Consider the following 13,574-nt stretch of genomic DNA (forward strand, 5'->3'; position numbering starts at 1 on the left):
CCCGTCTCCTGAACCCGTCCCCCGGGACAGTACATTCCCTCAAAGACTATGAGAGATATTGAAATGAATTCGAAAACTGTGACCAACGCTAATCGGCGTTGCAGGTTGTTGGTGACTGGTATTCCAACGGATGCTGTTGTCGATCGTGCTGTTGATGAATTCGATGTGCAGTTTTGGCGTGAGACAGATCCAATTGGGGATCGATTGGTGGAAAAATCTTCCGGGTTTGATGCGGTCTTAGTTATGCCTGACGATAAACTCGATAGAGATCTCATTGGTAGACTGTCTCCGAGCATTAAGGTTCTTGCAACACATTCTGTAGGATACGATCATATTGATGTGGCAGCAGCGACGGCGCGAAGGCTACCTGTATTTAACACACCTGATGTTCTCACAGATGCTGTTGCTGACATTGCGCTGTTCTTGATTCTTGCTGCAGCTCGTCGAACGACTTCCGCGGAAGTTGCATTGCGAAATGGTGAATGGGGGCGTTGGGCACCTACGCTGTTCCTTGGCAGATCGTTAGATCGACAACGTCTTGGGATCTTTGGAATGGGGCGAATCGGTATGGCGATCGCTTCTCGAGCATCTGCGTTCGGTATGCTTGTGCATTATCACAATCGTTCGCGGCTTTCGGTAGACAAGGAGCGAGGAGCACAATTCCATGATAGTTTGGAGAGCTTGCTAAGTGTGAGTGACATGTTCTGTATCTGTGCCCCCTCAACTCCACAGCTGCGGGGAATCATCGATGCAAAGCGATTGGCAATGTTGCCTTTCGGTGCGATGGTGGTGAACATCGCTCGGGGCGATCTGGTTGACGAGGCTGCGTTGTTTGCAGCGGTGCAGGAAGGTCGCGTGGGAGCCGTCGGCACGGATGTGTATCGCGGGGAACCGAACATCGACGCACGGTGGCTGGACCTCACCAATGCAACGCTGCTGCCGCATATCGGCAGCGCAACACACGAAGTGCGCACCGCCATGGGGATGCTGGCGCTCGACGGCATCCATTCGCATTTCAGCGGTGTGCCTGCCGCCAATCTCCTCAATCCGCAGGTCTATGCGGTGACGCGCAGGAGCGGGGATTGAGCCACAACCACCAGCCACTGATCGAGGACATCCGTCTCCTCGGCCGCATCCTCGGCGATGTGATCCGCGAGCAGGAAGGCACTGCAACCTTCGAACTGGTGGAGAAGATCCGCACCCTCTCGGTCGCCTTCCGCCGCGACGAGAACCCATCGGCAGACCGCGCGCTCAAGCAACTGCTCGAGGACCTCACGGCCGCCGAGACGGTGCGCGTGATCCGCGCCTTCACCTACTTCAGCCACCTGGTCAACCTGGCCGAGGACCGCCACCAGATCCGCCGTCGCACCGCGGCCGAGCGCGCGGGCGAGGCCATCGAGGGCGGCCTGAAGATGGCGCTGGCGCGCATCCGCCAGGCCGGCATCAGCGACGTGCAGGTGGTGCAGACGCTGGCACACAGCTACCTGTCGCCGGTGCTCACCGCGCATCCGACCGAGGTACAGCGCAAGAGCATCCTCGACGCCGAGCGCGGTATCGCGCAGTTGCTGGCAGCACGCGACGACATCCGCCAGCGCCAGCAGCCATGCGCCGAAGCCATGGATGCTCTCACGCCGCGCGAGCTGGCCGAGAACGAGGCGCAGATCCGCGTGAGGATCACGCAGCTGTGGCAGACACGGCTGGTGCGCTTCACCAGGCTGACGGTGGCCGACGAGATCGAAAACGCGCTGTCCTACTACGAGGCGACCTTCCTGCGCATGATCCCGCACGTGTACGCCGAGCTGGAGACGGCGCTGGGTCGCGAGGACATCGCGCCCTTCTTCCGCATGGGGCAGTGGATCGGCGGCGACCGCGACGGCAACCCCAACGTGACCGCCGAGACGCTGGATCATGCCCTGCGCCGCCAGTGCGAGTTGGCGCTGCGCCACTACCTCTCCGAGATCCACGACCTGGGCGGCGAGCTGTCGTTGTCGGCCGCGCTGGTGGAGGTGACGCCCGAAATGCAGGCGCTGGCCGAGGCCTCGCCGGACCCGAGCGAGCACCGCCGCGACGAACCTTATCGGCGCGCGCTGATCGGCGTCTACGCCCGTCTGGCGGCCACGCTTCACGCGTTGACCGGCGCCACGGCTGTGCGTGCCGCCGTGGCCCCCCAGCATCCGTATTCCGATGCGGAAAGCCTCCTAACGGATTTGCGCACCGTCGAGGAATCGTTGCGCGAGAAGCATGGAGCTGCCCTGACCGAGCCGCGCCTGAAGCCACTGATCCGCGCGGTGGAGGTATTCGGCTTCCACCTCGCCACGGTGGACCTGCGGCAAAGCTCTGACAAGCATGAGGCGGTGGTGGCCGACCTGCTGAAGGTGGCGCGCATCGAGCCCAACTACGCCGCGCTGGCCGAAGACGCCAAGCAGGCCCTGCTGCTGCGCCTGCTGGACGACGCCCGCCCGCTGCGCGTGCCCGACGCGGCCTACGCGCCGCTCACCGTGAGCGAGCTGGCCATCTTCGCGCAGGCCCGCACGGTGCGTGCGCGCTACGGCTGCGCCGCCATCCGCCACTACATCATCAGCCACACCGAGACGGTGAGCGACCTGCTGGAGGCGCTGCTGCTGCAGAAGGAAGTGGGGCTGATGCGCGGAACGCTGAACGAGGACGCCGTGTGCGACCTGATCGTCGTGCCCCTGTTCGAGACCATCGAGGACCTGCGCAACGCCGCGCCCATCGTGCGCGACTTCTACGGCCTGCCGGGCGTGCACGCGATGGTGACGCGCTCCGGCGCCGAGCAAGACGTGATGCTCGGCTACAGCGACAGCAACAAGGACGGCGGCATCTTCACCAGCAACTGGGAGTTGTACCGCGCCGGCAACGCGCTGGTGAAGCTGTTCGACGAGCTCAACGAGGGCGAAGCGCAGCCGATCCGCCTGCGCATGTTCCACGGACGCGGCGGCACCGTGGGCCGCGGCGGCGGCCCCAGCTACCAGGCCATCCTGGCGCAGCCGCCGGGCACGGTGCGCGGGCAGTTGCGCCTGACGGAACAGGGCGAGGTGATCGGCTCGAAGTACGCCAACCGCGAGATCGGCCGACGCAACCTGGAAACGCTGGTGGCCGCCACGTTGGAGGCCACCTTCCTGACGCCGAACAAGGCGGCGCCGGCCGCTTTCATGGATGCGGCCGAGACGATCTCGCGCGCCAGCATGGCCGCGTACCGCGCGCTGGTGTACGAGACGCCGGGCTTCGTCGACTACTTCTTCGGCGCCACACCCATCCGCGAGATCGCTGAGCTGAACATCGGCTCGCGCCCGGCCTCGCGCAACCCCAAGCACAACATCGAGGACCTGCGCGCCGTGCCCTGGAGCTTCAGCTGGGGCCAGTGCCGGCTGGCCATCAACGGCTGGTACGGCTTTGGCAGCGCGGTGGCGGGCTTCATCGAGGGTGCGCCCGATGCCAAGGGCCGGGCGGAGCGCGAGGCGCTGCTGCAGCGCATGTACGCGCAGTGGCCCTTCTTCCGCACGCTGCTGTCGAACATGGACATGGTGCTGGCCAAGAGCGACCTGCAGTTGGCGCGACGCTATGCCGGATTGGTTGGCAAACCGGCCCTGCGGGAAACAGTGTTCTCAATGATCGAAGCGGAGTGGCGCCTGACCTCCGACACGCTCACGCAGATCACGGGCGCGCATCGAAGGATCCAGGACAACCCGGAGCTCCAGTTGTCCATGCAGTACCGGTTCCCCTACATCGATCCGCTGAACTTGCTCCAAGTGGAGCTCCTCAGGCGATTCAGGAACAGCGATCAGGGGGATCAGGTGCAGCGCGGGATCCACATCTCCATCAACGGCGTAGCGGCCGGCCTGCGCAATACCGGTTGACGAGGCCATCATGAACAGTCGAACTTCCTGTGATCTCGAGCCCCGCGGCTTCCTGGAGCACCTGTACCGCACGGCGGTGCGTCATGCCCTGCCGACGGCACGCATGGGCGCCTTTCTGCCACCGCCGCCCAGTGGCCGCACGCTGGTATTAGGCGCCGGCAAGGCCGCCGGCTCAATGGCGCATGCGCTGGAGGCGCTGTGGCCGAAGGATGCGCCACTCTCCGGCCTGGTCGTCACCCGTTACCACCACATCCCGCCGCGGCCCGAGGGTCTTGCGCAGCGCATCGAGATCGTCGAGGCGGCCCACCCCGTGCCCGACGAGGCCGGCCTGAAGGCGGCTGAGCGCATGCTGGCGCTGACCGCCGGCCTCACGCCCGACGACCTGGTGCTGTGCCTCATCTCGGGCGGCGGCTCCTCGCTGCTCACCCTGCCGGCCGAGGGCTTGACGCTGGCCGACAAGCAGCGCATAAACCGACAACTGCTCGAATCCGGCGCCCACATCGGCGAGATGAACTGCGTGCGCAAGCACCTCTCGCGCATCAAGGGCGGCCGGCTGGCGGCAGCCTGCGGGCCGGCGCAGGTGGTCACGCTCACCATCAGCGACGTGCCGGGCGACGACCCGGCCGTCATCGCCAGCGGGCCGACGGTGCCAGACGCCACCACCTGTGCCGACGCGCTGGCCATCCTCGACCGCTACGGCATCGAGGTGCCCGCCGCGGTGCGCGCGCGGCTCGAAAGCGGCGAACTGGAAACGCCCAAGCCGGGCGATGCCGTCTTCGTCGACCATGCCACGCACCTGATCGCCACGCCGCAGCAGTCGCTGGAGGCGGCGGCCGAGGCGGCGCGCGCCGCAGGTGTCGAGGCGCATATCCTCTCAGACGAGATTGAGGGTGAATCGCGTGAGGTCGGAAAGGTACACGGCGCCTTGGCACGCGCCGTTGCCAAACGTGGCCAGCCATTTTCACTGCCATGTGTGATCCTCTCCGGTGGTGAAACTACTGTTACCGTCCGCAAGTTGTCGTCGGCCGTACCAAGAGGTCGTGGTGGTCGCGCAGGTGAGTTTTGTCTGGGCCTGGCCGGAGCGCTGATGGGAAACCCCCGCGTGTGGGCCTTGGCTGCAGACACCGATGGTATCGACGGCGTTGAAGAGAACGCCGGTGCTTTCGTCACCCCCGATACGCTAGTGCGGGGTCAAGCCTTAGGCCTTAAGTTGGAAGAATTTCTCGAACGCAACGACGCCTACGGTTACTTTAGCGCATTAGGAGATCTATTGGTCACAGGTCCGACACACACTAATGTCAACGATTTCAGAGCCATATTGGTGCTTTAAGGCGAATTTGCTCTGATGGCATCTCGATCGCGGGTTTGCCGCGGCGCAAATTGTTTTGTGAGCGCCCAGTCATCCCATCTTGATGCCCCCGGAGTTTGATCAGACGATGGTGTCCACCTAATGTTGGTGGACACCTATGCATCCCAAACCTCCCATCCGTCGTACCCACTCTCCAGAATTCAAGGCCAGCGTATTGGCAGCTTGTCGCCAACCCGGCGCATCGATTGCCGCCGTTGCACTGGCCCATGGCCTCAACGCCAACGTCGTGCACAAGTGGCTCGCCGGCATTGGCATGAAACGCTGCGCTCGGCACTTGCCGGTCGCGGCACCATCGCCAATTGCCTCGACGTCCCCCCGGATTCAGTAGCACTGGGCTTTGGAGTCCGGGGGTTAATTTAACTGGTTTTGCATGAGCCTTTGGGCATAAGCCACCGGTGTCAGTCCACCCAAGGATTTCTTGGGTCGCTCCTCGTTGTATTCCCGGCGCCAGGCTTCGACGATTACCCGGGCATGCGCCATGCTGGTGAACCAGTGCTCATTCAGACATTCGTCCCTGAAGCGTCCATTGAATGATTCGATGTAGGCGTTCTGGTTGGGTTTGCCTGGTTCGATCAGGAACAGCTGCACCCCCTTGGCGTGAGCCCAGTTGAGCATGGCCCGACCGCAGAACTCCTTGCCGTTGTCGGTCCTGATTGCCTTGGGCAGGCCCCGGGTGGTGGCCAGTTGGTCCAGGATGCGCACCAGCTGGTTGCCGCCCATTGCACGCTCGGGCACGATGGCCACCGCTTCGTGGGTCGCGTCATCGACCACCGTCAGGTTCTTGATGCTGCGTCCTTCGGCCGTGCGGTCGAAGACAAAGTCCATCGACCACACCTGGTTGGCCGCCATAGGACGCTCCAGAGGGTGACGTTCGGCCAGCGGGATCTTCTTGCGCTTGCGCTTTCTGACCTGCAGCCCTGCCTGGGCATACAGACGGTCAACGCGCTTGTGGTTGACGATCTCACCGGCCTGGCGCAACTTCAGATAAATCATGCCAGCGCCATAGCGGCGATAGCGCTGGGCCAAAGCAATGATCTTCTCCTTCAAGGCGCAGTTTCGATCCCCGGCGGGCTCGTAGCGCAGGGCGCTGGCACTCATACCAATGACGCGCAACGAACGACGCTCGCTCAGGCCACGACTAACCATGTGGCGCACCAGCTCGCGCCGTGCGGGTGCGCTCACCACTTTTTTCTCAAGGCTTCTTTCGTCACCTCGTTCTCCAGCAGGGCATCGGCCAGCAGCCGCTTGAGCCGGCCGTTCTCAGTTTCCAGCTCCTTGAGGCGCTTGGCGTCGGAGACGCTCATGCCACCGAATTTGTTGCGCCAGAGGTAGTAGCTGGCCTCCGAGAAGCCGTGGCGGCGACACAAATCCGCCACCGGCAAACCCGACTCCGCTTCCCGCAGAAAGCCAATGATCTGCTCTTCCGTAAATCTCTTCTTCACGTCCAATCTCCTGTTACATGGGATTGGACTCCAGAGTCAGTTGCTACTCAAATCCGGGGGGACGTCGATGGATATTTAATACTCACTTTTTGTCTCCGAATTTTTGAAATTACATGTCTCAGACGCCGACTAGGTTTCGAGGTTCTCCACGAACAAATGATTCAATGTTCTCTATCAGCTGATCTGCCAGACCTTGAATAGCCTCATCACTTGCCCACGCCACATGTGGTGTCAAGATGAAATTTGGTCTGTTTACAAGACTCATAAAGGGATGATTTTTTGGTGGCGGCTCAACCGAGACGACATCAAATGCCGCACCTCCGATATGACCTGCATCTAATGCTGGGCCAACGGCAGACTCATCAACCAATCCACCTCTTGCTGTATTGATCAACAACGGCTTGCGCTTCATCATCGCAAACTCTGTTGATCCGATCATGTTGTGTGTTTCTTTTGTTAATGGACAATGCAGCGTCAAGATATCAGCGCTGCGAAGCGTTTCTTCAAAGGGGGTGTAAAGGACGCCCTGATTCGACGATCCTTTGTACCCAGCGAAGATGACTCGCATACCTAGAGCGCGACCCATTTGAGCTACAGCCTGACCAAGAACTCCATCACCGATCACGCCAAGAGTAGAACCTGCCAGGTCTTTAATTGGAAAATCAAAGAAACAAAATTGACCTGAGTCCTGCCAGCGACCAGAGCGAACCGCTTCTTGATATGCGCAGATGCTCCTTCTTAGAGAGAAGATCAGTGCAAACGTATGCTCAGGAACCGTATTAACAGCATAGTTTCGAATGTTGCTCACCGAAACTCCATGCTCATGACATGCACCAACATCTACGTTATCAAAACCTGTTGCTGCTACCGCTACTAACTTTAATTTTTTAGCGCTTGCGATTGCATCGCGTGTCAGTTTTACCTTGTTTACAACAACTATGTCTGCATCAGCAATGCGCTCCTTGACCTCTTGAGGTGAAGATTGCTCATATGTTTCAAGCTGATGCGTAAATTTTGGCGGTCTTAAAACTGTTTGCGGTGAAAGAGTATTGCGGTCTAGAAAAACGATTTTCATGAAGGCACCTTGCAACCAAGTCTCTTTAGAGTTGCATCAATCCAAGTGGTGTCGAGGCATCCCTCCGCGATTTCACGCATCGTCACCTGCTCAGCTTCGGATTTTTTGCAAGTAGCTTCGTATACTTGTTCCACTTCACTATATGGAATGCACAAAACGCCATCGGCATCACCGACAACAAGGTCACCTGGCTCAACAATCATTCCATTGATTCCAATAGACACATTAATTTCACCCGGGCCATCTTTGTACGGTCCTCGGTGAGTGACACCTGCTGCATAGACCGGGAATGCTCCAGAACGAATAGCATCAACATCACGAATCGCACCATTGATCACAAATCCGGCAATACCTCGCTTTATTGCAGTAGCAACCATTAGCTCGCCGATCAATGCGTTTGTGACGTCACCACCTCCGTCAACGACTATTACATCGCCAGGCTTCGCCATCATCAGTGCTTTGTGGATCATGAGGTTGTCGCCAGGCCTACACTTGACTGTCAAAGCAGGTCCAGCCAAATTTGCTCCTGCACCATGAAATGGTCTTAGATTTGCCCCCCCAGCAGACATACGTGACATGCAGTCGCTGATGTTTGCTACTGGAAGAGTACGAAACTTTTCCACAACACTAGAGGTAAGGCAATGTGTGCGCTCTTGAATTTGCAAGCCGATCATTTGTATAAGTCTTTCTTTGAAAATAATCAATCCAACGTAACGTTTGCTGTTTGGACCGCCTTTGGTTGTTGCGCACCAACAGGCATCGCAGCCGAGAGAAGCGCTGTCAATCCCAGCGCAAAAACATAACGTTTTTGAAAATTCATCAGAAGTCTCCTTAGTTTTGTTCTTTGCAGTATGAGATCATTCAGACTATAATAAAAGCGAATTTATTTCATGTTTTTTATTCGCTTTTTTCGATGAGATGTCTTTCCCTCAAGCAGCTAGAAGCCTTCTACTGGGCTGCTACCTGCGATAGTTTTGCTACAGCTGCAGACAAGCTACACATCTCTCAATCGTCACTATCAAAGCGAATCGTAGAGATGGAGAGCAGCCTGGGCCGCGCATTATTTGACCGTTCGGGCAGGCGCTCCACCCTCACAGCAGAGGGTAGAGCCCTGCACTCGCGGGCTCGCACATTACTGAATCAAGTGGATGAACTTGTAGCGTCAATAGGAGCAGACACGCTCATAGGCGGCCGTTGCCGACTCGGCGTAGGCGAAATCGCCGCATCTTCTTGGTTGCCCAAACTAGTTTCTCGGTTGGGTGAGCGGCACCCTCAATTGAAACTCGAGCCCTATGTGGACCTAGGTTTAGAACTTGAGACAAAACTCGTTAGCGGAAAACTTGATGCCGCGATGATCGCCTATCCTTCCACGCATCCTGACCTGGAATCAGTTTTACTTGCCGAAGTTGAGTACATTTGGGTAGCTCGCTCAGATAAAATCGATGGGGCCTGTAAGGTGGAAGACTTGGTAAAACATTTACCCGTCGTTACTATGTCGCGTCAAGCTGGTTCAACACGCATCCTGGATTCATGGCGTCACACATCACAGGTAATCATCCCCGACATAATTGAATCAAATAGTATGGTTACAATGGCTGGTTTGATATCAGCTGGGGTTGCAATAGGTTACCTGCCACACGGCTGGCTTCAACCACTTTTACGTAACGGCACATTAAAAATCCTTCATAGCAACACACCGCTGACAAAATTGCAGTACAAGTTCTATTGGCGCTCTGACGACACTCGCCCTCTACTTGCAGGACTAAGAGAGGTTGCCTTGGAGATGGTTGACTATGACACGCCGCTATTGATGCTTTAAGATTTGCCGTTGGAGTTCACAAGAACTTCATCACTGATTTCAGCAACAGATGTGACTCCTAACATGGCCAAATTTCGTGACACTTCTTCGCGCAATAGTCTGATTCCTTTTCGTACACCACCCTCACCACCTACTGATGCAGCATAGTTAAAAGGGCGCCCAACAAAAACAAATTTGGCCCCCAAGGCTAGCGCTTTGATTACATCTGTACCTCGGCGAAAGCCGCTGTCCACCATCACGGGCACTTGCGGGCAGGCTTGCACAATCTCGGGCAGCACCCGAAGCGGGGACACCGTTCCATCGAGCTGACGCCCGCCATGGTTTGACACAATCAGGCCATCGGCCCCGCAATCCACAGCTTGCCGTGCATCGCGCACATCCAGGATACCTTTGAGCACCAAACGACCCGGCCACATGCGCCGGATCATGCGAATTTCTTCCCACCCAAGGTGTCCACGGTCAGAGAAATCACGCAAGACATTGGCCGAAAGAATCGGCGCACCACGTTTGGCAAAGTTGTTTTCAAAATGGGGCATGCCGTGACGCACAAGTGTACGAACAAATGTACCCAACAACCAACGAGGATGTGTGATACCTTGCCAAGCTAGGCTCACACTGGGCCTCAACGGCGTGGAGAAGCCAGCACGGATGTTGTTTTCACGGTTAGAGGCAATGGATGCATCCAGTGTCACCACCAAGGTCTGGTAGCCCGCAGATTTCACGCGTTCGATCAAAGCCACGATCTCAGTCCGCGCCCCGGGCAAGTAGGCCTGAAACCAGGCTCCCGGGTTGGCCTGCACCACATCCTCCATGCGAATGAGAGAAGAGCCACTCATGATCATTGGCACTTTTTCGCGTACAGCCGCTTGCGCCAAAACCATGTCACCCCGGTAAGCCGAGAGCGCGCAAATTCCCATGGGGGCAATGCCAAAGGGCGCTGACCAGGACTGGCCGAACAATTCGGTAGTGGTGGACCTTTTAGAGGTATCCACCAGCACGCGTGTCACGAACTCGTAACGGTCAAACGCCGATGCATTGGCCGAAAGCGTCTGATTGCGCTCCACCCCTCCTGAGACATAAGCGAAAACCGGCGCTGGCAAGTGCCGACGCGCCGCTGCCTCGAAATCGTCCAGGCACAAGATGTGGCCCAGACGGGCGGGCAAGTTCAGTTTGTCGTCACACATTTCAGATTACTTGTCTGTCCAGGGCATGACCTGCCACAGTTGCTGGAATTCAGCCTCATCTTCTTTCAATTCCGCTGCATAAGCGGCTGGTGCGAGGTAACGCAAGGGTGCGAAGTAATTGCTGGCCTTGGCCTGGAATTCCGGATCAGACACGGCTTTTTGCACCGCATTGACCAGTTGTTCACGAACTGCCGGTGGCAGGCCCTTAGGCGCGGCAATGCCACGCAGCGAGGCCATGATCACCTTGAAGCCCTGCTCCTTGAAGGTCGGCACATTGGCTGCCAAATTAGAGCGCTTGTCACTCATCTGACCAAGATGTCTCAGGGGCGTTCCGCCTTTTTGATATTGCAACGCCTCACCAATGTTCATGGCAGCCATGAAAATCTGTTTGGAAGCAATGGCGTTGTGGACCTCTGCGCCACCTTTGAAAGGCACATGGGTCAGCTTCACACCTGCAGCGCGTTCGAACATCAAGGCAGCCAGGTGGTCATCCGAACCAATGCCGGTGGTGCCATACGTCACTGCGCCGGGGTTGGCTTTGGCGTAAGCCGCCAGTTCGCCAAGACTCTTGATGGGCGTGTCAGCGTGCACCGAGAAGTTACCTGGATCGTCCACGACGTTGCCCAGCAAGTCGTAATTGCTCCAGTGGAAGCTCACCATGCGTTCAATCGGGATGGTCAACACATTGGGCGTGTTGATAAACCCAATGGTGTATCCGTCGGGCTTTGCATTGACGACTTCCGTGAAGCCGATGGCGCCACCTGCTCCAGGACGGTTCATCACCACAATGGAAGCGTTGTTGCCCATGTGTTTTTGCATGTACTGGGCCATCAAGCGGGCAATGATGTCCGTGCCGCCGCCAGTGGCATAAGCGACCACCATCTTGATAGGTTGTTCGGGATAAGCGGCATGCGCCAGACCAGGAACGATGGCGGTGGCGCAGAGGGTCATGGCCGCCAGCGATCGGCGAAGCATTGTTGGAATACGGTTCATGGGCAATGTCTCCTTTTGGGTATAAAAAGTAGGGGCTCAGCTTAAGATGCGGGCACGGCGCTTCTCGAATGCCGGCCAGACTTCTGGGTTGATCAAGCGTGGGGGGCGTTCCCCGGCAAGAACATCCACGATCTGTTGCGCAGAGATAGCGCCCATATTTCGGCGCGCTTCATGAGTCACGCCGGCCACATGAAAGGTGGCGTAAACGTTATCCATAGACAAGAGCGGATGATCCAGCGGGGGCGGCTCCTGATCCCACACATCCACGCCGGCACCCGCCAAGTGGCCTGATCGCAAAGCCTGCACCAACGCGGCCTCATCATGGATGCCACCACGCGCAGTGGTGATGAAAATCGCCCCCCGCTTCATGCGCGCGAAGGTGTCGGCATTCATCATCTTCAATGTGGAGGCATCGCGCGGGCAATGCAAGGAAACGAAGTCGGACTGGGCAAGCAAGGCCTCAAAAGACACAGGCTGAGCGCCACGGCGCTCGATTTCCTCAGGGGTCAAGTGAGGGTCGAAGGCCACCACCTGCATACCAAAAGCACGGGCCAATGCGGCCACTCGTGTGCCAATATGACCAATACCCACCAGGCCGATCGTGCGACCACTGATCTCGTGGCCCATCACGTCTTCGCGGGCGTAGCCAATCTCACGCCGAATTCGGCGGTCACCCTCGACCATGCGACGGGATACGCCCAGCATCATGGCCAAGGTATGTTCAGCCACCGACACGGCATTACCACCAGCTTGGTTCACCACCGCGATGCCGGCGGCGGTGCAGGCTGGCACGTCCACCGTGTCGTACCCGGCGCCGCTGGAGGACACGCAGAACAGGCGCGGGCAGCGCGCGATCAGCTCGCCGGTGGCGAACCATTCCTGCGGCAGTTCGTCCTTCGCCGCCGACACGTGGTACACGTGCGCGCCGGCGAGCATGTCCCACGCGGCCGCGGGGTTGCCGCGCACCGGGAACACGCCGAGCGAGATGTCCTGTTCCTGCGCCAGCCGCGCATCGAACACCGGGTTGAGCCAGAGGTCCGAACGGACCACGCGTTTCGCTTGGGTCATCGGCATCAACGCGGTGTCGGGTCGCAGCCGATCGCCTTCAGGCGGGCGTCGACCCAGGAGGTGTCGTGCTTGCCGGCGCGGATGTTGGTAATGGTCTTCTGCTCCAGCGCGACCTTCTCGCGGCAGGCGGCCAGCACCTGTTCGACGTCGTCGTGCGGCACGCACAGCAGGCCGTCGGCGTCGCCGATGACGAGGTCACCGGGCTGGATCACCATGCCGTCGAGCGCGATCGGCACGTTGATCTCGCCCGGGCCGTCCTTGTACGGGCCGCGGTGCGTGACGCCCGCCGCGTAGATCGGGAAGCTGCCCGCGGCGATGATGTCGGCGTCGCGCACCGCGCCGTTCAGGACCACGCCACCGAGCTTGCGCTGCATCGCGTACGACATCATCAGTTCGCCGAACAGCGAGTTGGTGAGGTCGCCGCCGGCATCCACCACGATGATGTCGCCCGGCTCCGCCATGTCCAGCGCCTTGTGGATCATCAGGTTGTCGCCGGGCCGGCACTTCACGGTGAGGGCCGGGCCGCCGAGGCGGCCGCCCTTGTGCATGGGGCGCAGGCGGGGCCCGCCCGCGGTCATGCGGGTCATGCAGTCGCTGACGTTCGCCACCGGGATGTCGGCGAAGGCCTGGACGTAGCGCTCGGCGACCTTGCGGCGGCGCTGGAGGATCTGGAGTCCGACCATGTCGTGGGTTCCTTTGGTTCTGGAGGGAATGTACTGTCCCGGGGGACGGGTTCAGGAGACGGG

At 59.0% G+C, this 13,574-nt stretch carries 12 protein-coding genes; 5 read left to right on the plus strand and 7 right to left on the minus strand.

The features are described 5' to 3' along the window. The first annotated feature begins 48 nt into the window (after nt 1–48). From J8G26_RS18455 to J8G26_RS18470, 4 genes are all read left to right on the plus strand, one after another. Nucleotides 49–1,086: a D-glycerate dehydrogenase gene (locus tag J8G26_RS18455; RefSeq protein ID WP_210570690.1), complete on the plus strand. Its 1,038-nt coding sequence runs from the start codon at nt 49–51 to the stop codon at nt 1,084–1,086. Then, complete coding sequence (gene ppc / locus J8G26_RS18460) at nt 1,083–3,878, plus strand: phosphoenolpyruvate carboxylase (protein ID WP_210570692.1); 2,796 nt, start codon at nt 1,083–1,085, stop codon at nt 3,876–3,878. The genes J8G26_RS18455 and ppc overlap by 4 nt, the downstream gene beginning before the upstream one ends. 10 nt (nt 3,879–3,888) lie before the next feature. Then, entirely contained in the window at nt 3,889–5,208 is a 1,320-nt protein-coding gene (locus J8G26_RS18465) for a glycerate kinase (RefSeq protein ID WP_210570694.1), read from the plus strand. 136 nt (nt 5,209–5,344) lie between these two features. After that, nucleotides 5,345–5,575 carry a transposase gene (locus J8G26_RS18470; RefSeq protein WP_210570695.1) on the plus strand — a complete coding sequence of 77 codons (231 nt, stop codon included), beginning with the start codon at nt 5,345–5,347 and terminating at the stop codon, nt 5,573–5,575. Between the two features lie 23 nt (nt 5,576–5,598). Here the strand turns inward: J8G26_RS18470 and J8G26_RS18475 are convergent. The 3 genes from J8G26_RS18475 to J8G26_RS18485 form a co-directional block, all read right to left on the minus strand. Continuing rightward, a protein-coding gene (locus J8G26_RS18475; RefSeq protein ID WP_210570697.1) for an IS3 family transposase occupies nt 5,599–6,689 on the minus strand; the annotation gives its coding sequence in 2 pieces (ribosomal slippage) (nt 5,599–6,431 and nt 6,431–6,689; 1,092 coding nt in all). A 118-nt stretch (nt 6,690–6,807) separates the two neighbouring features. Further along, complete coding sequence (locus J8G26_RS18480) at nt 6,808–7,764, minus strand: D-2-hydroxyacid dehydrogenase (RefSeq protein WP_210570699.1); 957 nt, start codon at nt 7,762–7,764, stop codon at nt 6,808–6,810. Further along, nucleotides 7,761–8,438 (minus strand): RraA family protein, encoded by a 678-nt coding sequence (locus J8G26_RS18485; RefSeq protein WP_210570707.1) that lies wholly within the window; start codon nt 8,436–8,438, stop codon nt 7,761–7,763. The genes J8G26_RS18480 and J8G26_RS18485 overlap by 4 nt, the downstream gene beginning before the upstream one ends. Before the next feature lie 170 nt (nt 8,439–8,608). Between J8G26_RS18485 and J8G26_RS18490 the strand changes: the two genes are divergently transcribed. After that, nucleotides 8,609–9,583, plus strand: a complete 975-nt coding sequence (locus tag J8G26_RS18490) for a LysR family transcriptional regulator (RefSeq protein ID WP_210570701.1) — start codon at nt 8,609–8,611, stop codon at nt 9,581–9,583. Here J8G26_RS18490 and J8G26_RS18495 read toward each other — a convergent pair. Genes J8G26_RS18495 through J8G26_RS18510 form a run of 4 tightly spaced genes read right to left on the minus strand, consistent with a single transcriptional unit; the run spans nt 9,580 to nt 13,511 of the window. Beyond that, nucleotides 9,580–10,767, minus strand: coding sequence for an alpha-hydroxy acid oxidase (locus J8G26_RS18495; protein ID WP_210570703.1), 1,188 nt, complete (start codon nt 10,765–10,767; stop codon nt 9,580–9,582). The two genes, J8G26_RS18490 and J8G26_RS18495, sit on opposite strands and share 4 nt — an antisense overlap. A gap of 6 nt (nt 10,768–10,773) precedes the next feature. Beyond that, entirely contained in the window at nt 10,774–11,760 is a 987-nt protein-coding gene (locus J8G26_RS18500) for a tripartite tricarboxylate transporter substrate binding protein (protein WP_210570705.1), read from the minus strand. A gap of 36 nt (nt 11,761–11,796) precedes the next feature. Then, on the minus strand, nt 11,797–12,828 hold the full coding sequence (locus J8G26_RS18505) for a hydroxyacid dehydrogenase (RefSeq protein ID WP_142084037.1): 1,032 nt from the start codon (nt 12,826–12,828) through the stop codon (nt 11,797–11,799). Between the two features lie 5 nt (nt 12,829–12,833). Continuing rightward, nucleotides 12,834–13,511, minus strand: coding sequence for an RraA family protein (locus tag J8G26_RS18510; RefSeq protein WP_142083070.1), 678 nt, complete (start codon nt 13,509–13,511; stop codon nt 12,834–12,836). Nucleotides 13,512–13,574 lie beyond the last annotated feature (63 nt).

Source organism: Acidovorax sp. JG5 (assembly GCF_017939685.1).
In the GTDB taxonomy this organism is placed as follows: Bacteria; Pseudomonadota; Gammaproteobacteria; order Burkholderiales; family Burkholderiaceae_C; genus Acidovorax.